The organism is Escherichia sp. KCJ4928, from assembly GCF_004352695.1.
Taxonomy (GTDB): Bacteria; Pseudomonadota; Gammaproteobacteria; order Enterobacterales; family Enterobacteriaceae; genus ECMA0423.
In genome coordinates this window covers 21,040-41,785 of sequence record NZ_SJWV01000021.1, presented here as the reverse complement: position 1 = coordinate 41,785, position 20,746 = coordinate 21,040, and the positions used below count along the sequence as shown (strand labels likewise).

General features: G+C 52.9%; 16 protein-coding genes. 7 read left to right on the top strand and 9 right to left on the bottom strand.

What is annotated here, in order from left to right:
- Positions 1-246 precede the first annotated feature (246 nt).
- Together mgtA and mgtL are read right to left on the bottom strand one after the other, a co-directional pair.
- On the bottom strand, positions 247-2,943 hold the full coding sequence (mgtA, locus tag E0D98_RS05625) for a magnesium-translocating P-type ATPase (protein ID WP_000471866.1): 2,697 nt from the start codon (positions 2,941-2,943) through the stop codon (positions 247-249).
- A gap of 140 nt (positions 2,944-3,083) precedes the next feature.
- Entirely contained in the window at positions 3,084-3,137 is a 54-nt protein-coding gene (mgtL, locus tag E0D98_RS05620) for a mgtA regulatory leader peptide MgtL (protein ID WP_001387276.1), read from the bottom strand.
- 184 nt (positions 3,138-3,321) lie between these two features.
- Between mgtL and treR the strand changes: the two genes are divergently transcribed.
- The 5 genes from treR to nrdG all read left to right on the top strand — a co-directional run bounded on the left by treR (position 3,322) and on the right by nrdG (position 10,669).
- On the top strand, positions 3,322-4,269 hold the full coding sequence (gene treR, locus E0D98_RS05615; RefSeq protein WP_001181332.1) for a trehalose operon repressor TreR: 948 nt from the start codon (positions 3,322-3,324) through the stop codon (positions 4,267-4,269).
- 118 nt (positions 4,270-4,387) lie between these two features.
- Positions 4,388-5,809, top strand: a complete 1,422-nt coding sequence (gene treB / locus E0D98_RS05610) for a PTS trehalose transporter subunit IIBC (RefSeq protein ID WP_001297258.1) — start codon at positions 4,388-4,390, stop codon at positions 5,807-5,809.
- Between the two features lie 49 nt (positions 5,810-5,858).
- Complete coding sequence (gene treC / locus E0D98_RS05605) at positions 5,859-7,514, top strand: alpha,alpha-phosphotrehalase (RefSeq protein WP_001298928.1); 1,656 nt, start codon at positions 5,859-5,861, stop codon at positions 7,512-7,514.
- A gap of 393 nt (positions 7,515-7,907) precedes the next feature.
- Positions 7,908-10,046, top strand: coding sequence for an anaerobic ribonucleoside-triphosphate reductase (gene nrdD / locus E0D98_RS05600; protein ID WP_000187778.1), 2,139 nt, complete (start codon positions 7,908-7,910; stop codon positions 10,044-10,046).
- Between the two features lie 158 nt (positions 10,047-10,204).
- Positions 10,205-10,669, top strand: a complete 465-nt coding sequence (nrdG, locus tag E0D98_RS05595; RefSeq protein ID WP_001106238.1) for an anaerobic ribonucleoside-triphosphate reductase-activating protein — start codon at positions 10,205-10,207, stop codon at positions 10,667-10,669.
- A gap of 44 nt (positions 10,670-10,713) precedes the next feature.
- Here nrdG and cybC read toward each other — a convergent pair whose 3' ends face one another.
- The gene (gene cybC, locus E0D98_RS05590) at positions 10,714-11,100 is read right to left on the bottom strand and encodes a cytochrome b562 (protein ID WP_001232240.1); all 387 of its coding nucleotides are present in this window, start codon (positions 11,098-11,100) and stop codon (positions 10,714-10,716) included.
- A gap of 182 nt (positions 11,101-11,282) precedes the next feature.
- On the bottom strand, positions 11,283-12,635 hold the full coding sequence (gene pmbA, locus E0D98_RS05585) for a metalloprotease PmbA (RefSeq protein WP_001162171.1): 1,353 nt from the start codon (positions 12,633-12,635) through the stop codon (positions 11,283-11,285).
- A 93-nt stretch (positions 12,636-12,728) separates the two neighbouring features.
- On the opposite strand from pmbA, the gene yjgA reads away from it, so the two are divergent.
- Positions 12,729-13,280, top strand: a complete 552-nt coding sequence (gene yjgA, locus E0D98_RS05580; RefSeq protein ID WP_000166270.1) for a ribosome biogenesis factor YjgA — start codon at positions 12,729-12,731, stop codon at positions 13,278-13,280.
- 150 nt (positions 13,281-13,430) lie between these two features.
- On the opposite strand, the gene mpl is transcribed toward yjgA, so the two are convergent.
- Positions 13,431-14,804 carry a UDP-N-acetylmuramate:L-alanyl-gamma-D-glutamyl-meso-diaminopimelate ligase gene (gene mpl / locus E0D98_RS05575; RefSeq protein WP_001219792.1) on the bottom strand — a complete coding sequence of 458 codons (1,374 nt, stop codon included), beginning with the start codon at positions 14,802-14,804 and terminating at the stop codon, positions 13,431-13,433.
- A gap of 175 nt (positions 14,805-14,979) precedes the next feature.
- Between mpl and fbp the strand changes: the two genes are divergently transcribed.
- Positions 14,980-15,978: a class 1 fructose-bisphosphatase gene (gene fbp, locus E0D98_RS05570; RefSeq protein ID WP_000853753.1), complete on the top strand. Its 999-nt coding sequence runs from the start codon at positions 14,980-14,982 to the stop codon at positions 15,976-15,978.
- 32 nt (positions 15,979-16,010) lie between these two features.
- On the opposite strand, the gene yjfF is transcribed toward fbp, so the two are convergent.
- The 4 genes from yjfF to ytfQ all read right to left on the bottom strand — a co-directional run bounded on the left by yjfF (position 16,011) and on the right by ytfQ (position 20,627).
- On the bottom strand, positions 16,011-17,006 hold the full coding sequence (gene yjfF, locus E0D98_RS05565) for a galactofuranose ABC transporter, permease protein YjfF (protein ID WP_000596015.1): 996 nt from the start codon (positions 17,004-17,006) through the stop codon (positions 16,011-16,013).
- Entirely contained in the window at positions 16,993-18,015 is a 1,023-nt protein-coding gene (gene ytfT / locus E0D98_RS05560; protein ID WP_001296689.1) for a galactofuranose ABC transporter, ATP-binding protein YtfT, read from the bottom strand. Before ytfT ends, yjfF begins: the two co-directional genes overlap by 14 nt.
- Before the next feature lie 13 nt (positions 18,016-18,028).
- Positions 18,029-19,531, bottom strand: coding sequence for a galactofuranose ABC transporter, ATP-binding protein YtfR (gene ytfR, locus E0D98_RS05555; protein WP_000210553.1), 1,503 nt, complete (start codon positions 19,529-19,531; stop codon positions 18,029-18,031).
- A gap of 139 nt (positions 19,532-19,670) precedes the next feature.
- On the bottom strand, positions 19,671-20,627 hold the full coding sequence (ytfQ, locus tag E0D98_RS05550; RefSeq protein ID WP_000265933.1) for a galactofuranose ABC transporter substrate-binding protein YtfQ: 957 nt from the start codon (positions 20,625-20,627) through the stop codon (positions 19,671-19,673).
- Positions 20,628-20,746 lie beyond the last annotated feature (119 nt).

Below are 20,746 nucleotides of genomic sequence, written 5' to 3'. Positions count from 1 at the left end.
TAATCCGGTAGCGGCGTAAAAATCGCGGAAGGGATGAAAAAAACAGCGCCTGACGGCGCTGTGTCTGGCATGCCTGCAATCCGGGAAACCGGACCAGGAAAAAACTTGCAGGCCATAACAGTATCTACGTGATTCCTGCAATTTATTGAATTTGTTGGCCGGATAAGGCATTTACGCCGCATCCGGCATGAACAAAACTCACTTTGTCTGCAATTCGAATCCAGGCCACCATGCCCAGTTGATTCTTTATTGCCAGCCGTAACGACGGCTATAAAATCCTTTCACCAACTGGGTTAATGTCATATACCCTGCCAGAATCGCAACCAGCCACGGGAAATAGCTTAACGGCAGCGCCTGCAGTTGCAGATAACTGGCCAGCGGTGAAAACGGCAATGCGATCCCGACAATCATCACGATCACGGTCATGATCATTAACGGCCACGATGCACAGCTCTGAATAAACGGCACACGGCGGGTGCGGATCATATGCACAATCAGCGTTTGCGACAGTAAGCCCACCACAAACCATCCCGACTGGAACAGCGTTTGCGTTTCCGGCGTGTTGGCATGGAATACCCACCACATCAGGCAAAACGTCAGAATATCGAAGATCGAGCTGATCGGTCCGAAGAAGATCATAAAGCGCCCCAGATCCGCCGGATTCCAACGCTGCGGCTTTTGAATTTGCTCGTCGTCGACGTTATCAAACGGGATCGCCACCTGTGACACATCATACAGCAGGTTCTGAATAAGCAAGTGTAACGGCAACATCGGCAGGAAGGGCAAGAAAGCACTCGCCACCAGCACGCTGAACACATTACCGAAGTTGGAGCTCGCCGTCATTTTGATGTATTTCAGCATGTTGGCGAAAGTGCGACGTCCTTCAATAACCCCCTCTTCCAGCACCATCAGGCTTTTTTCCAGCAGGATGATATCAGCCGCTTCACGGGCAATATCTACCGCGCCGTCCACAGAAATGCCGATATCCGCAGCGCGTAAGGCGGGCGCATCATTAATACCATCGCCCATAAAGCCAACCACATGCCCTTCGCGCTTCAGTAAGGTCACAATGCGTTCTTTATGCATCGGCGTCAGGCGGGCAAACAGCGTGGTGCGCTGTGCGAGATTTGCCAGTTCGTCGTCAGATAGCGTTTCAATATCACTACCAATGACCACCTCTCCCGCGTCCAGCCCCACTTCATGGCACACTTTCGCTGCAACTAACTCACTGTCGCCAGTAAGGATTTTTACGGTGATTCCACTCGCTTTTAATGCCTTCAGTGCCGGAGCGGTTGTCTCTTTTGGCGGATCAAGGAAAGCAATATATCCTTCGAGGATCAGGTCGGATTCATCCGCCCGCTGGTAATCTCCTTCACGCGCTGGCAGGTATTTCGTCGCCACCGCAACCACGCGCAGCCCCTGACGATTAAGCGTATCAGTAACCCGCTTAATCTTACGCAGCATGATGTCATCGAGCGGCACAATCTCGCCATTGTGACGCACCTGCGAACACACATTGAGGATTTCCTGCAATGCACCTTTGCAAACCAGCTGATGGTGCTCGGTATTTTCTGCCACTACCACCGACATCCGGCGACGCTCGAAATCAAACGGAATCTCATCAATTTTTTGCCAACGACTGGCCAGCGAGCGCGCTGACTCTTCATCCGTACCTTCGAGCACCGCTGTATCGAGCAGGTTTTTAAGTCCGGTCTGATAATGACTGTTCAACCACGCGCTATGCAGCACGCGTTCGCTGGTTTTACCGGAGATATCGGTATGATTCTCCAGCACAATTTTGTCCTGTGTCAGGGTGCCAGTTTTATCAGTGCACAGAATATCCATTGCGCCAAAGTTCTGAATAGCATCCAGATGTTTGACGATCACTTTCTGTTTCGACAGCTTTACTGCGCCGCGCGCCAGCGTCGAGGTAACAATCATCGGCAACATTTCCGGCGTTAAGCCTACCGCGACCGAAAGCGCAAACAGTGCCGCTTCCCACCAGTCGCCTTTGGTGTAACCATTGATTAACAGCACCACCGGAGCCATCACCAGCATAAAGCGAATCAGCAGCATACTGACGCGGCTGATCCCTTGCTGAAAGGCATTCGGCTCGCTTTCCTGCTCACTAACACGCCCCGCCAGTTGACCAAACCAGGTATTGGCACCTGTAGCAATCACCATTGCTTGTGCCGTGCCGCTCACCACGGTGGTGCCCATAAAACACAGGGTGTCACACTCCAGCGGATTGCTGTGCTCCGGCTGGCGAGTGGTAGCGGCTTTTTCTACGGGCAGAGACTCACCGGTTAACGACGCCTGAGCGACGAACAGATCCCGCGCCTGCAAGATACGTAAATCTGCCGGGATCATATCCCCCGCCGCCAGTTTTATTATATCGCCGGGCACCAGCTGGTCGATCGGGATCTCCAGCCAGCCATTTTCGCCTTTGTCGTTAATTACGCGCAGAACCGTCGCTGTATTGCTGACCATCGCTTTCAGGGCATCTGCCGCTTTAGTGGAACGTGCTTCCTGAATAAAGTTCAGCAACGTAGAAATAGCGACCATTAGCGCGATAACGCCCGCGGCAAATAAATCTTCCGTGGCGTAAGAAATAGCGCCGAGAATGGTGAGTAAAATATTAAAGGGGTTGCGATAGCAGACCCATAAATGTACCCACCACGGCGACGGTTGTTGTGCGGGTAATTTATTTTCACCATGTTGTTCGCGGGCAGATTCCACTTCCGCCTGATTTAACCCTTCCGGATGGGTGTCGAACGTTTTCCATAATTCTTCTTCGGGCATCACCGCCATTTTCAGGCAATGCGCACTTAAGGACGGCGGGACCGCCGTATTCACTGTCTGCTGCGCGCCAGGCAATGGATCGCGATGAACCAGACGGGAAGGTAAATGGCGAATGAGCCGGGTAAAAATTTCTTTAAACATAAGGAGTCCCTCCGCACTGTCTGAAACAGTACAGAAATGTCTTCAGGCGTGGCGAAGCCTTACCTGAAGGTAATAAAGCTGAGCAGGGACGTTAAAACGTCACGGCCTTACGCATCCGGTAACGCCGTGAAAAGACGGGCTTACCGGAAAAGTTTTAATCTCCGTCGAGGGAGAGGCGTGGGATCAGGTTCCATATAACCTCCGGTAAGTGAAAAAAGCGCCGCAAATAATAAGGAGAATCCAATAATATTCGTAGCATCTATGGCGATATAATACCTGCTGGCAACTAAACCAACGATAAACCAGACTTTACCCATTGCTGAATGCACGGGTAAAGTTAGGCTCAAATAATTAAACAACACGTTACAGGACAACAGGATGCAAAATCGGCTGACCATCAAAGACATCGCACGCTTAAGCGGCGTGGGGAAATCTACAGTTTCCCGGGTGCTGAATAACGAAAGCGGCGTGAGCCAGCGCACCCGCGAGCGTGTTGAAGCAGTGATGAATCAGCATGGATTTTCCCCTTCCCGCTCTGCGCGCGCTATGCGTGGGCAAAGCGATAAAGTGGTCGCCATCATTGTTACCCGCCTGGATTCGTTGTCAGAAAATCTCGCCGTTCAAACCATGCTGCCAGCGTTCTATGAACAAGGTTACGACCCAATCATGATGGAAAGTCAGTTTTCCCCGCAATTAGTTGCCGAACATTTGGGGGTGCTGAAACGGCGTAATATCGACGGCGTAGTGCTGTTCGGTTTTACTGGCATAACAGAAGAAATGTTAGCCCACTGGCAGTCATCGCTGGTTCTGCTGGCGCGTGACGCAAAAGGTTTTGCTTCGGTCTGTTATGACGACGAAGGGGCAATCAAGATCCTGATGCAACGGCTGTATGACCAGGGGCATCGTAATATCAGTTATCTCGGCGTGCCGCATAGTGACGTGACGACCGGGAAGCGACGTCACGAAGCCTACCTGGCGTTCTGCAAAGCGCATAAACTGAATCCCGTTGCCGCTCTGCCAGGCCTTGCTATGAAGCAAGGCTATGAGAACGTAGCAAAAGTGATTACGCCTGAAACTACCGCCTTACTGTGCGCAACCGACACGCTGGCACTTGGCGCAAGTAAATACCTGCAAGAGCAACGCATCGACACCTTGCAACTGGCGAGCGTCGGTAATACGCCATTAATGAAATTCCTTCATCCGGAGATCGTCACCGTAGATCCCGGTTACGCCGAAGCTGGACGCCAGGCGGCCTGCCAATTGATCGCACAGGTAACCGGGCGCAGCGAACCGCAACAAATCATCATCCCCGCCACCCTGTCCTGATCGTTTCCTGAACGATAAATTGTGATCTTCGCTGTGTTTCGGGAACGTTCCCGTTTTTAAATTTTTCCGCGCAATATATTCTGCAGCCAACCAAAAATGTCATCTGCCATGGGGCTTTATGATGAGCAAAATAAACCAAACGGATATCGATCGGTTGATTGAACTGGTCGGCGGGCGCGGCAATATTGCGACAGTGAGCCACTGTATTACTCGCCTGCGCTTTGTCCTCAACCAACCGGCCAATGCCAGACCGAAAGAAATTGAGCAACTCCCCATGGTGAAAGGCTGTTTCACCAATGCCGGGCAATTTCAGGTGGTGATTGGCACCAATGTGGGTGATTACTATCAAGCACTAATAGCGTCAACCGGACAGGCGCAGGTTGATAAAGAGCAGGTAAAAAAAGCCGCCCGGCAGAATATGAAATGGCATGAGCAGTTGATCTCTCATTTCGCGGAGATCTTCTTCCCGTTGCTGCCCGCGTTGATTAGCGGCGGTTTGATCCTCGGTTTTCGCAATGTGATCGGCGATTTGCCCATGAGCAACGGTCAAACGCTGGCGCAAATGTACCCTTCCCTGCAAACGATCTACGATTTTCTGTGGTTGATCGGTGAAGCGATCTTCTTCTACCTGCCGGTCGGGATTTGCTGGTCAGCGGTGAAAAAAATGGGCGGCACGCCGATCCTTGGTATCGTGCTTGGCGTGACACTGGTTTCCCCCCAGCTGATGAACGCTTATCTGCTCGGGCAGCAGCTGCCGGAAGTGTGGGACTTTGGCATGTTCAGCATCGCCAAAGTGGGCTATCAGGCGCAGGTGATCCCGGCACTGTTAGCCGGGCTGGCGCTGGGCGTTATTGAAACTCGCCTTAAACGCATCGTACCGGATTACCTCTATCTGGTGGTGGTGCCCGTCTGTTCGCTGATCCTCGCGGTGTTCCTCGCCCATGCGCTGATTGGTCCGTTTGGTCGCATGATTGGCGATGGCGTTGCCTTTGCGGTACGTCACCTGATGACCGGCAGCTTTGCTCCGATTGGTGCGGCATTGTTTGGCTTCCTGTACGCGCCGCTGGTGATCACCGGCGTACACCAGACCACCCTTGCTATTGATTTGCAGATGATTCAAAGCATGGGTGGCACGCCAGTGTGGCCGCTGATTGCGCTGTCGAATATCGCTCAGGGCTCCGCCGTGATAGGCATTATCATTTCCAGCCGCAAGCACAATGAACGCGAGATCTCCGTGCCTGCCGCTATCTCCGCCTGGCTTGGGGTCACTGAGCCTGCAATGTACGGCATCAACCTGAAATATCGCTTCCCGATGCTGTGCGCGATGATTGGTTCTGGTCTGGCAGGATTACTATGCGGCCTGAACGGCGTTATGGCGAATGGTATCGGCGTAGGCGGCCTGCCGGGAATTCTCTCGATTCAACCGAGCTACTGGCAGGTATTTGCGCTGGCAATGGTTATCGCCATCATCATCCCGATTGTACTCACCTCGTTTATCTATCAGCGGAAATACCGCCTGGGCACGCTGGATATTGTTTAATTTTCTTCGGGGCGCAATTGCGCCCCCTCGCATTTGCAGGAATAACGTAATGACTAATCTTCCCCACTGGTGGCAAAACGGCGTTATCTACCAGATTTATCCAAAGAGTTTTCAGGACACCACGGGTAGCGGCACCGGCGATTTACGTGGCGTTATCCAACGCCTGGACTATCTGCATAAACTGGGCGTTGATGCCATCTGGCTAACCCCCTTTTATATCTCTCCCCAGGTCGATAACGGTTACGACGTAGCGAACTATACGGCGATTGATCCCACCTACGGCACGCTGGACGATTTTGACGAACTGGTGACGCAGGCAAAATCGCGCGGGATTCGTATCATTCTCGATATGGTGTTTAACCATACCTCTACCCAACATGCCTGGTTTCGCGAGGCGCTGAACAAAGAAAGCCCTTACCGCCAGTTTTATATCTGGCGCGATGGCGAACCAGAAACGCCACCGAACAACTGGCGTTCAAAATTTGGCGGTAGTGCGTGGCGCTGGCATGCGGAAAGCGAACAGTACTATTTGCATCTCTTTGCACCAGAACAGGCGGATCTCAACTGGGAGAATCCAGCGGTACGCGCAGAGCTGAAAAAAGTCTGTGAATTCTGGGCCGATCGTGGGGTCGACGGGTTGCGCCTGGATGTGGTGAATCTGATCTCCAAAGACCCGCGTTTCCCTGAAGACCTGGATGGCGACGGGCGTCGCTTTTACACCGACGGGCCACGAGCACACGAGTTTTTGCACGAGATGAACCGCGATGTGTTTACGCCACGCGGGTTAATGACCGTAGGTGAAATGTCCTCCACCAGCCTTGAGCATTGCCAGCGATACGCGGCACTGACAGGCAGTGAATTGTCGATGACCTTTAATTTTCATCACCTGAAGGTCGATTATCCCGGTGGTGAAAAATGGACGCTGGCTAAACCTGACTTTGTGGCGTTGAAAACATTGTTCCGCCACTGGCAACAAGGAATGCACAACGTGGCATGGAATGCCTTGTTCTGGTGTAACCACGATCAGCCGCGCATTATTTCTCGCTTTGGTGATGAAGGTGAATACCGCGTGCCTGCGGCAAAAATGCTGGCGATGGTGCTGCATGGCATGCAGGGAACGCCGTATATCTACCAGGGCGAAGAGATTGGCATGACCAACCCGCATTTCACGCGCATTACTGACTATCGCGACGTGGAGAGCCTCAATATGTTTGCCGAGCTGCGCAACGATGGTCGTGATGCCGACGAGTTATTGGCAATCCTCGCCAGTAAATCCCGTGACAACAGCCGCACGCCCATGCAATGGAGCAACGGCGATAATGCCGGGTTTACGGCTGGCGAACCGTGGATTGGCCTGGGCGATAACTATCAACAAATCAACGTAGAAGCCGCGCTGGCCGATGACTCCTCGGTGTTTTACACCTACCAAAAGTTAATCGCACTGCGTAAGCAAGAAGCCATCCTGACATGGGGCAATTACCAGGATCTGCTGCCAAACAGCCCTGTATTGTGGTGCTATCGCCGTGAATGGAAGGGGCAAACCTTGCTGGTCATTGCCAACCTTAGCCGTGAGATCCAACCCTGGCAGCCAGGGCAAATGCGCGGCAACTGGCAGCTTGTGATGCATAACTACGAAGAAGCCTCACCACAACCCTGTGCCATGACTTTACGGCCTTTTGAGGCTGTCTGGTGGTTACAGAAGTAAGTATCCGCTAAGCCCCGGGAATGCCTGTCATTCCGGGGTTTTGTCTGTCAGCATGTTGTTTTTGTTGATTTTTCAACCAGCAAATTCATTAAAAAATTTACATAACGCTGTAGCGCCCGTCATCCGTACGCTCTGCTTTTTACTTTGAGCTACATCAAAAAAAGTTCAAACATCCTTGATGCAAAGCACTATATATAGACTTTAAAATGCGTCCCAACCCAATATGTTGTATTAATCGACTATAATTGCTACTACAGCTCCCCACGAAAAAGGTGCGGCGTTGTGGATAAGCGGATGGCGATTGCGGAAAGCACCGGAAAACGAAACGAAAAAACCGGAAAACGCCTTTCCCAATTTCTGTGGATAACCTGTTCTTAAAAATATGGAGCGATCATGACACCGCATGTGATGAAACGAGACGGCTGCAAAGTGCCGTTTAAATCAGAGCGCATCAAAGAAGCGATTCTGCGTGCAGCTAAAGCAGCGGAAGTCGATGATGCCGATTATTGCGCCACTGTTGCCGCGGTTGTCAGCGAGCAGATGCAGGGCCGCAACCAGGTGGATATCAACGAGATCCAGACCGCAGTTGAAAACCAGCTGATGTCGGGTCCATACAAACAACTGGCTCGTGCTTACATCGAGTACCGTCACGATCGCGACATTGAACGTGAAAAACGCGGTCGCCTGAACCAGGAGATCCGTGGTCTGGTCGAGCAGACCAACGCCTCGTTACTCAACGAAAACGCCAACAAAGACAGCAAGGTGATTCCAACCCAGCGCGACCTGCTGGCCGGGATCGTGGCTAAACACTATGCACGTCAGCACCTGCTGCCGCGTGACGTGGTGCAGGCACATGAGCGTGGCGATATTCACTATCACGATCTCGATTACTCGCCGTTCTTCCCGATGTTCAACTGCATGTTGATCGACCTGAAAGGCATGCTGACCCAGGGCTTTAAGATGGGGAACGCCGAGATTGAACCGCCGAAGTCGATCTCTACGGCAACCGCGGTAACTGCGCAGATTATTGCTCAGGTCGCCAGCCATATTTATGGCGGCACCACCATTAACCGTATCGATGAAGTGCTGGCGCCGTTTGTTACCGCCAGCTACAACAAACATCGCAAGACCGCAGAAGAGTGGAACATCCCGGACGCCGAAGGCTACGCAAACTCTCGTACCATCAAAGAGTGCTACGATGCCTTCCAGTCGCTGGAGTACGAAGTAAACACCCTGCACACCGCCAACGGTCAGACGCCGTTTGTAACCTTTGGTTTTGGTCTGGGCACCAGCTGGGAATCGCGCCTGATTCAGGAATCGATCCTGCGTAACCGTATCGCAGGCCTCGGTAAAAACCGTAAAACTGCGGTGTTCCCGAAACTGGTGTTTGCGATTCGCGATGGTCTGAACCATAAAAAAGGCGATCCGAACTACGACATCAAACAGCTGGCGCTGGAGTGCGCAAGCAAGCGCATGTATCCGGATATCCTGAACTACGATCAGGTAGTGAAAGTCACCGGTTCGTTTAAAACCCCGATGGGCTGCCGCAGCTTCCTCGGCGTGTGGGAAAATGAAAACGGCGAGCAGATCCACGATGGTCGTAACAACCTCGGCGTGATCAGCCTGAACCTGCCGCGTATTGCTCTGGAAGCAAAAGGCGATGAAGCCACCTTCTGGAAGCTGCTGGATGAACGTCTGGTGCTGGCACGTAAGGCGCTGATGACCCGTATCGCTCGTCTCGAAGGCGTGAAAGCGCGCGTGGCCCCGATCCTCTATATGGAAGGTGCTTGTGGCGTACGTCTGAATGCTGACGATGATGTTTCTGAAATCTTCAAAAACGGTCGTGCGTCTATTTCGCTGGGTTACATCGGCATCCACGAAACCATTAACGCGCTGTTCGGCGGCGAGCATGTTTACGACAACGAGCAGCTTCGCGCGAAAGGTATCGCCATTGTTGAACGTCTGCGCCAGGCAGTGGATCAGTGGAAAGAAGAAACGGGTTATGGTTTCAGTCTCTACAGCACGCCGAGTGAAAACCTGTGCGACCGCTTCTGCCGTCTCGATACTGCTGAGTTTGGCGTGGTGCCGGGCGTGACCGATAAAGGTTACTACACCAACAGTTTCCACCTCGATGTGGAGAAGAAGGTGAACCCGTACGACAAGATCGACTTTGAAGCGCCTTACCCGCCGCTGGCGAACGGTGGTTTCATTTGCTACGGCGAGTATCCAAACATTCAGCACAACCTGAAGGCGCTGGAAGATGTCTGGGATTACAGCTATCAGCATGTACCGTATTACGGCACCAATACACCGATTGATGAGTGCTACGAGTGTGGCTTTACCGGTGAGTTCGAGTGCACCAGCAAAGGCTTCACTTGCCCGAAATGTGGTAACCATGACGCCTCCCGTGTGTCGGTGACTCGCCGCGTGTGCGGATATTTAGGTAGCCCGGATGCACGTCCATTTAACGCCGGTAAGCAGGAAGAAGTTAAGCGCCGCGTTAAACATTTGGGGAATGGGCAGATAGGTTAATCTTCACTCTACGTTAAGCAAATGCCGGATGCGGCGTAAACGCCTTATCCGGCCTACATGGCAACAACGATTGTAGGTCTGATAAGACGCGACAGCGTCGCATCAGGCGTTGATTACCGGATGCATCCTATACGCGGACTGATAAGCCAGGCGAAACAATGAATTATCATCAGTACTATCCTGTCGACATCGTCAACGGCCCCGGCACTCGCTGCACCCTGTTTGTCTCCGGGTGTGTTCATGAATGCCCCGGTTGCTATAACAAAAGCACATGGCGGGTAAATTCCGGTCAGACATTTACTAAAGCAATGGAAGACCAGATTATTAACGATCTGAATGACACTCGTATCAAACGCCAGGGTATTTCCCTCTCCGGCGGCGATCCGCTGCATCCGCAAAACGTGCCGGATATTCTGAAACTGGTAAAACGCATCCGCGCCGAGTGTCCGGGTAAAGACATCTGGGTGTGGACAGGCTATAAACTCGACGAACTCAACGCTGCGCAAATGCAGGTTGTTGATTTGATTAACGTACTGGTCGACGGCAAATTTGTGCAGGATTTAAAAGACCCTTCCCTGATCTGGCGCGGCAGCAGCAATCAGGTGGTGCATCATTTGCGATGATAAGTTCCCTGTTACCTGAGTGCAGGCAACAGGGAAATGAGGAATTAACGATACTTCTGGTGATAGGCGTTGCGGGTCGTTTTCAGTTGCTCTGCAGCAGCCTGCGCTTCTTTTACTTTACCTTCATTTGCCAGCTTCAGCGCGTCGTCAATCTGACCGACCAGAATGTCGAAACCGTGGCGGAAATCTTTCATTTCCGGGCTGTCCGGTGATTTATCTTCGAGCTTCGGCGGCGTTGCTTTTTGCGCATCCAGCGCTGCGGCGCGCATCTTCGTTAACGCGTCTTTGACTTGCGCCGCGTTATCCGCTTTTTCGATCACTTTTAAATTGTCGTTGAGGGTTTCCATATTGTCTTCAAGATCAGCGGCAAACGACGCAGAACTGAATACCAACGAGGAGACTGCAAGAATAGCTAACAGGCTTTTACGCATTGCTCACTTCCTTTTTTATTTACACTTCATCCTTCACACTGCCTCATCGACGGCTACGCTCATTCGCCCGGGTCACGTACTGCGAGTACGCTCCCCGGCCCTCATTCACTTTCCGTCTCGATGCAGTGCGAATGATTTTGTGTAATTTTTTAGTTTATAGCGCGGCAGGTCGCGCCAGTTTTTTACTGCCCGGCGATTTTCATCTCCGGCAACAGCACAGAACCACACTGTATATTACTGCGTGTTTCAATATCGTTACCGACGGTGACAATATTGCGCCACATATCTTTTAAATTACCTGCGATGGTGATTTCACTAACGGGATACTGAATTTCGCCATTCTCTACCCAGAAGCCCGCTGCACCACGGGAATAATCACCGGTAATGGCACTCACGCCCTGGCCCATCAGCTCCGTCACCACCAGCCCGGTGCCCATCTCTTTGAGCATTTGTTCGAAGCTTAGCCCTTGTCCGGCAATCCGCCAGTTGTGAATACCGCCCGCATGTCCGGTGCTTTTCAGCCCCAGTTTCCGCGCCGAGTAGCTGGTCAGCAGCCACTGAGTCAGGATGCCATCTTTAATAATATCGCGACGCTCGGTGCGCACACCTTCGCTGTCGAATGGCGTCGACGCCAGCCCTTTCAGCAGATGCGGATGCTCTTCAATGGTCAGCCAGTCCGGCAGAATTTGTTTACCCAGCGAATCCAGCAGAAAGGTAGATTTACGGTAAACCGAGCCACCCGCTATCGCCCCCACCAGATGGCCAAAAAGCCCGGTTGCCACTTCATTGGCAAAAATGACTGGCGCTTTCATGGTGGAGAGTTTACGCGGTGACAGGCGCGATAAAGTACGGCGAGCACAGTCGGCCCCGACCCACTCTGGCGTTTGCAGATCGCTCATCGCGCGGCCAATGGTGTAGGCGTAATCACGCTCCATATCGCCATTTTCTTCGGCAATTACACAGCTGGAGAGCGAATGACGCGTTGAGCAGTAACCCTGCAACATGCCGTGGCTGTTGCCAAAAACTTTGACACCGTAGTGGCTGTTAAAGCTGCCACCTTCGGTATTGGTAATGCGTTTGTCCGCCTGCAATGCCGCCTGTTCTGCGCGGGCCGCCAGTTCAATGGCTTCATCCGGGGAAACTTCCGCAGGGTGGAACAAGTCGAGATCTGGTGCGTCAAAGGCCAGCAGCTCTTTGTCTGCCACGCCGGCACAGGGATCTGGCGAGGTATAACGGGCAATATCCAGCGCCGCCTGTACAGTACGGGCAATGGCCTGCGGGCTTAAATCGGTGGATGATGCGCTACCTTTGCGGTTCTGGTGATAAACAGTGATCCCCAGCGCGCCATCGCTATTGAATTCAACATTCTCCACTTCACCATAACGCGTGCTTACGCTAATGCCGGTGGTCTTGCTGACGGCAACTTCCGCACCGTCCGATTTGCCTGAGGCCAACTCCAGCGCAGTGGAAACTGCTTCTTCCAGAATCTTGCGCTGCGCTTCAACTTGAGAGATTACTTTCATTGCAAGTGCCATAATGTAGAGAGTTTCTCTGAAGTCTAACAGAGAACCGTTTTTCAGTGCGCATCTTAACTGGTAACATTAGCCTCTTTTTTTAAGGAGCCTGAGATGACTAAGCAGCCCGAAGACTGGCTCGACGACGTTCCCGGTGATGACATCGAAGACGAAGACGATGAAATTATCTGGGTCAGTAAAAGTGAAATTAAACGTGATGCCGAGGAGCTAAAACGCCTTGGCGCGGAAATTGTTGATCTGGGGAAAAACGCGCTGGATAAGATCCCGTTAGATGCGGATCTGCGCGCGGCTATTGAGCTCGCCCAGCGTATTAAGATGGAAGGTCGCCGCCGCCAGTTGCAGCTCATCGGTAAGATGCTGCGCCAGCGCGATGTAGAACCGATCCGTCAGGCGCTGGATAAGCTGAAAAACCGTCACAACCAGCAGGTGGTGCTGTTCCATAAACTGGAAAACCTGCGCGATCGTCTGATCGATCAAGGTGATGACGCCATCGCTGAGGTATTAAATCTGTGGCCCGATGCCGATCGTCAGCAGCTGCGTACTCTGATCCGCAACGCGAAGAAAGAGAAAGAAGGGAATAAGCCGCCGAAATCCGCACGCCAGATTTTCCAGTATCTGCGCGAACTGGCGGAGAATGAAGGGTAATTTTCGTTGTTGATGTGAGTATGGTTTGCCGGATGCGGTGCACCTGTAGGCCTGATAAGACGCATCAAGCGTCGCATCAGGCACTATGCTCAAATGCCGGATGCGGCGTAAACGCCTTATCCGGCAATGCTATCTCAGGCTGAGGCCGAATTACTGCGCAGCTTCCGCCTTCTTCGCCAGACCATCCAGCAGTTTCTGATGGATCCCACCAAAACCGCCGTTGCTCATGACCAGAATATGGTCGCCAGGCTGAGCGGTTTTCACCACCATATCTGCCAGCGTATCCACATCGCCACTCCAGTGTGCAGGCTGAACGCAGGCTTCTGCCACTTCTGCCACCTGCCACGGAATATGCGCCGGTTGCAGCAGGAAGACTTCATCGGCACGACCTAATGAAGGTGCCAGATCGTCTTTGCAGATCCCCATTTTCATGGTATTCGAGCGCGGCTCCAGCACAGCAATAATGCGCGCCGTACCACCAACTTTGCCACGCAGCGCCGCAAGCGTTGCCAGAATTGCCGTCGGGTGATGGGCAAAATCGTCATATACCGTCACGCCATTCGCTTCACCACGCAACTCCAGACGGCGACGAGCGTTAATAAACGAACCCAGCGCGTTAGCGGCATCTGCAGGCGCTACACCAACATGGCGAGCCGCCGCAATCGCCATCAGGCCATTGTGCATATTATGTTCGCCCACCAGCGACCATTTCACTTCGCCCACTTTTTCGCCATCCAGCAAGACTTCCCATTCAGAAGCGTCAGTGGTCAGCTTTTTCGCCTGCCAGTGACCCTGCTCACCCACCAGCTCCTGCTCGCTCCAGCAGCCCATCGCCATGGTCTGTTTCAGGTTGATGTCATTTTCCGGCCAGATAATACGGCCCTGCCCCGGAACGATACGCACCAGATGGTGGAACTGTTTCTGGATCGCTTTCAGGTCGTCAAAGATATCGGCGTGATCGAACTCAAGGTTGTTGAGGATCAGCGTACGCGGGCAGTAATGGACAAATTTAGAGCGTTTGTCGAAGAAGGCGCAGTCATACTCATCCGCTTCGATAACAAAGAAGTCGCTTTCGCCCAGACGCGCCGAAACCTCAAAGTTCCCCGGCACACCGCCGATCACAAATCCCGGTTTGTAACCGCACTGTTCCAGAATCCAGGTCGCCATTCCCGCGGTGGTAGTTTTGCCGTGTGTACCGGCAACGGCCAGCACCCAGCGGTCGCGCAGCACAAAATCGTGCAGCCACTGTGGACCTGACATATAAGGGATGTTTTTTTCCAGTACCGCTTCCACACACGGATTTCCACGGGTCATGGCGTTGCCAATAATCACCAGATCCGGCTGCGGATCGAGCTGGCTGGCATCGTAACCCTGAATCAGCTCAATGCCTTGCTTCTCAAGTAAGGTGCTCATCGGCGGATACACATTGGCGTCCGAACCCGTTACTTCATGGCCTAACTGGCGCGCCAGCATCGCCAGACCGCCCATAAATGTGCCACAAATTCCTAAAATATGAATGCGCATACGTCACTATCCTTTTTTAATCTGCCGCTCATTTTACGCATATGTCGGGCAAGTGAGAAACGCATTTCAGGATAATCCGCAATTTGCTGGCGCGATTCACCTGAGCGCAACATTGAGATTATTTGTTAAGATTGTTGCGGTCGCTTTACTCCATAAACATTGCAGGGAAAGTTTTATGAAAACGTTAGGTGAATTTATTGTCGAAAAGCAGCACGAGTTTTCTCATGCTACCGGTGAGCTCACTGCTTTGCTGTCGGCAATAAAACTGGGCGCCAAGATTATCCATCGCGATATCAACAAAGCAGGACTGGTTGATATCCTGGGTGCCAGCGGTGCTGAGAACGTGCAGGGCGAGGTTCAGCAGAAACTCGACTTGTTCGCTAATGAAAAACTGAAAGCCGCACTGAAAGCACGCGATATCGTTGCGGGCATTGCCTCTGAAGAAGAAGATGAGATTGTCGTCTTTGAAGGCTGTGAACACGCAAAATACGTGGTGCTGATGGACCCCCTGGATGGCTCGTCCAACATCGATGTTAACGTCTCTGTCGGTACCATTTTCTCCATCTACCGCCGCGTTACGCCTGTTGGCACGCCGGTAACGGAAGAAGATTTCCTCCAGCCTGGTAACAAACAGGTTGCGGCAGGTTACGTGGTATACGGCTCCTCTACCATGCTGGTTTACACCACCGGATGCGGTGTTCACGCCTTTACTTACGATCCTTCGCTGGGCGTTTTCTGCCTGTGCCAGGAACGGATGCGCTTCCCGGAGAAAGGCAAAACCTACTCCATCAACGAAGGAAACTACATTAAGTTTCCGAACGGGGTGAAGAAGTACATTAAATTCTGCCAGGAAGAAGATAAATCCACCAACCGCCCGTATACCTCACGTTATATCGGTTCACTGGTCGCGGATTTCCACCGTAACCTGCTGAAAGGCGGTATTTATCTCTACCCAAGCACCGCCAGCCACCCGGACGGCAAACTGCGTTTGCTGTATGAGTGCAACCCGATGGCATTCCTGGCGGAACAAGCGGGCGGTAAAGCGAGCGATGGCAAAGAGCGTATTCTGGATATCATCCCGGAAACTCTGCACCAGCGCCGTTCGTTCTTTGTCGGCAACGACCATATGGTTGAAGATGTCGAACGCTTTATCCGTGAATTCCCGGACGCGTAATCTCCTGCGCCTCTCCACACGGAGAGGCGTTTTTATCGCTGCGCAATATTGACTCTTGTCACTGGCGAACTCTGACGATTCTCCCACAGCACCGTTAATCCACGCTGTAAGGCAATAAAAATGAACAGCAAAATGCCGATGGCGATTTTCGTCCACCAGGAACTCAGCGTACCGTCAAAGTTGATATAAGTCTGAATTAGCCCCTGAATCGCCACGCCAAAAAGCGTCCCTAATACCGTTCCAACGCCACCGCTCAAAAGCGTACCGCCAATTACCACTGAGGCGATAGCATCCAGTTCCACACCTACGCCCGCCAGCGCATATCCGGCCTGGGTATAAATCGAGAAGACAATCCCCGCCAGCGTTGCCAGTCCGGTGGAGAGCATATAAATGCGAATAGTGGTGCTGCGGGTAGAAATCCCCATCAGGTTTGCCGACGTTGCGTTGCCGCCAATGGCGTATACCTGATTACCAAAACGGGTACGATGCGCGAGGAATATGCCGATAACCACCACCGCCAGCATCAGCAGTCCCATCGCACTTAAGCGACCGCCGCCAGGGATTTTCCACGCAAGGCTTGAGAGCGTGTCATAAATGGGATGGTTTATCGGGATCGACTCTTCTGAAACGAGATAGCTGACGCCGCGCAAAAAGAACATTCCTGCCAGGGTAATGATAAATGCCGGGATCTTCAGGGCGTCGATCAAAAGCCCCATAAATGCGCCAAAGGCACAGCCCATCACCAGCACTAGCGGAAACGCCAGCAGCGGCGAGAGGCCGAAATCGCCAATCACTTTTGCCAGAAACACGCCAGTAAAGGCGATCACCGAACCGACGGAGAGATCGATACCGCCAGAGAGGATCACAAAGGTCATGCCAACGGCGATTATCCCAAGAAAGGCGTTATCGGTCAGGATATTGCAGATCACTCTTGTGGAAGCAAAACCGGGAAACTGGGTCAGGCAGTAGAGATAGCCCAGCACAAAGACACCGATGGTGATCATCAGCGGCAAGTTACGTTTTATCATGGCTACGTACTCCTTTAATCAGACTGATAAAGCGTTGCGACTGAACAATCAGCACACAAAGCACCACCACCGCTTTTACGACCTGGTTCATCTCCGGCGGAAAGCCAGAAAGTAAAATTCCGGTGTTCATCCCCTGAATAATCAGCGCCCCCACGACTGAGAGCAGCAGGTTAAAGCGCCCGCCCATCAGCGATCCGCCGCCAATCACCACCGCAAGAATGGCGTCCAGCTCCAGCCATAACCCGGCGTTATTGGCATCGGCACCGCGAATATCCGCCGCCACGATAATGCCCGCAATCGCCGCACACAGCCCGCTCAACACGTAGGTGAGCATGACGATGATCCGCGTGTTTACCCCGGCATTTTTTGCCGCCCGAATGTTGATACCAACGGCTTCGATAAACATCCCCAGCGCCGTTTTGCGGGTCAACAGCCAGAACAGGAGAAGCGTCAGCACCGCGATAATGACCGGCGTTGGCAGGAACAACAGCGATCCGCTGCCAAACCATGAGAGATCCGGCGAGTTAAACGTGACGATCTGCCCGGCGGTGATCAGTTGCGCCACGCCGCGCCCGGCGACCATCAGGATCAGGGTGGCGACAAACGGCTGAATTTTGAGGATCGCTACCAGTATGCCGTTCCACAATCCCGCCAGGATGCCGGTGCCCAGGGCGCTTAACAAAACAATCGGCAGGCTGAATCCCGCGACCGTCATCGCAGCCGTTGTGGCTCCGGCGATAGCCATCACCGCCCCTACGGAGAGATCAATCCCACCGGTGGCGATCACCAGCGTCATACCAATCGCCAGTAACGCAACGGGAGCTGCACGGTTAAGAATGTCGATAGGGCTACCGAACAAACGCCCATCCTGAAGCACCACCTGCCAGAAATGCGGGGCTACCAGGCTATCGACCAGCAGCACCAGCAATAGCGCCGCCAGCTGCGGCATTCCCGTTGGCCAGCGAAAGCGCCTTTTCGGCGGCGTAGTGTCCGGGAGAGATTGAGGCATCACACTGTTCTCCTTACGCCGCAATGGCGTTCATGATCGCCGGAACGGAAAGCTCTGCCAGCGGGATCTCCGCCACCTGTTTGCGATCGCGCATGATAATCACCCGATCGGCATAGCCCACCAGCTCTTCCAGTTCGGAGGAGATCACCAACAGCGCCAGACCGTCAGCACACAGCGTTTCAATCAGGCGGATGATCTCGGCGTGGGCACCAACATCAATGCCGCGGGTTGGCTCGTCGAGGATCAGAAATTGCGGTCGGGTCAGTAGCCAACGTGAAAGCAACACTTTTTGCTGATTGCCGCCAGAGAGAAATTCAATCGGTTGTTCAGTTGAAGGTGTGCGAATGCCAAGCTGGCGGATAAAGCGTTCGGCAATCTCTTGCTGCTCTTTGCGGGAAATGGGTCGTAGCCAGCCGCGCTGGGCCTGGAGAGCGAGGATGATATTTTCCCGCACCGAGGCGGCAGCGATGATGCCATCGGTTTTCCTGTCTTCCGGGCAGAATCCGATGCCCAGTACTGAAGCCTGATGTGGCGATCGCAGGGTTTGCGGTTTGCCTTTGATCAACGCCGTGCCGCTGTCAGCAGGTTTGATACCGAAGATCACTTCGGCGGTTTCGGTACGTCCGGATCCCAGCAAGCCTGCCAGGCCGACGATCTCGCCGGGGCGTACTTCGAGATCAAACGGTGCGATCGTTCCTTTTTTGCCGTAATTTTTGAACGCGGCAACGGGTTTGTCGCTCAACAATGTTCGCCCGGCACGCTGTAGCGCGTGGGTATCCAGCTCGCGCCCCAGCATCATTTTTACCAGTTCGATCTGCGGTAGCTCGCGCGTTTCCCGACAGCCTACGAAACTGCCGTTGCGTAAGACGGTGATCCGATCGCTGACCTGATAGACCTGATCGAGAAAGTGAGTGACAAAGATCAGGCTGACGCCGCGATCGCGCAACTGACGCATCAGGCCAAACAGTAACTCTACTTCCTGGGTGTCGAGGCTGGCGGTGGGTTCATCGAGGATCAGCACTTTGGCGGAGAGATCGATAGCCCGGCAAATGGCGACGATTTGCTGCATCGCCACCGAAAAACGGTTAAGCGGTTCACGCACGTCGAGGGAGAAACCGTAAGATGTCATCAGTTCGGTGGCACGCTTTTCCATCTCTTTGCGGCGTAGAAAGCCGAAACGTTTGGGTTCGCGACCTATGAATAGATTATCAGCGACCGACATATTGGGTAGCAGGTTGACTTCCTGATAAACGGTTCCGATGCCGAGTTGTTGTGCATGGGCGGTATTTTTCGGTGAGATAGCCTGGCCTTCCAGCCAGATGGTGCCGCGATCGGCGTGGTATACACCGGTTAATGCTTTGATTAGCGTCGATTTTCCCGCCCCGTTTTCACCGAGCAGCGCCATGATTTCGCCACGGCGCAGGCTGAAATCAACGTTGTCTAACGCTTTGACGCCGGGGAAAAATTTACTTAATCCTTCGGTGCGGAGGATCTCCTGGTGTTGGTTAGTCGTCATGGTTTCCCCCGGTGTAAAGCGTGCTCCCAGTAGGCATGATAAGACGCGGTAAGCGTCGCATCAGGCTTCAGCGCACCACCGCCGGATGCGGCGCGAGCGCCTTATCCGGCCTACGAATCGGCATCAGGCATAGCAACCCTCAATACCCCATATTTTTCTTCTTCTCTAACTCTTCTTTTGCGGTATCAGGCAGGTAAAGGGTGGATTTGGTTAACGTCAGCTTTTCAGGCATGGTGCCGTCTTTTTTGTATTTCTCCAGCGCGTCAAAAGCGGGTCCCGCCATATTCGGCGTCAGTTCAACACTGGCGTTCGCTTCGCCATCAATCATCGCTTTGTAGATGTCCGGTACACCGTCAATGGAACCCGTGAGGATATCTTTGCCCGGTTTCAGGCCCGCTTCTTTAATTGCCTGAATTGCGCCAATCACCATGTCATCGTTATGGGCGTAAACCATGCAGATGTTTTTGCCGTTGTTTTCCGCTTTGATAAAGCTTTCCATGACTTCTTTGCCTTTACTGCGGGTAAAGTCACCTGACTGCGAGCGGATAATTTTGATATTTGGCGCATTCTTAATGGCTTCGGCAAAGCCTTTCTTGCGGTCAATGGCGACGCTGGCCCCAACGGTGCCCTGCAGCTCCACCACGTTGCATGGTTTGCCATTCACTTCTTTTACCAGCCAGTCACCGATCAACTTACCTTCGAGGATGTTGTCGGCAGTAACGGTGGTCATATAGAGAGATTTGTCTTTCACATCGATGGAACGGTCGAGCAAGAAGACCGGGATTTCGGCATCTTTCGCCTCTTTTAATACCGGTTCCCAACCCGTCGCAACCACTGGAGCGATAAAGATCGCATCCACCCCTTGTGCAACGAAGGAACGTACCGCTTTAATCTGGTTTTCCTGCTTTTGCTGACCATCGGCAATTTTCAACGTAATTCCGCGTTTTTCGGCCTCACTTTTCGCCACATTGGTTTCTGCGGCACGCCAGCCGGATTCCGATCCGACCTGCGAAAATCCTACGGTTAATGGAGCGGCCAACGCCATAGACGACATGGCTGCCGAGACTGCAGAGACTACAAGTAAGCGTTTCCACATAGGGTTGTCCTCGTCGGGGTAATTATTATTGGTGAAAAGATGTTCGCGAAAAAACTATAGACAATTCGTTATGTAACGGATTGCGTTACATCACACTTCAAAAAAGTAAATAAAACGTT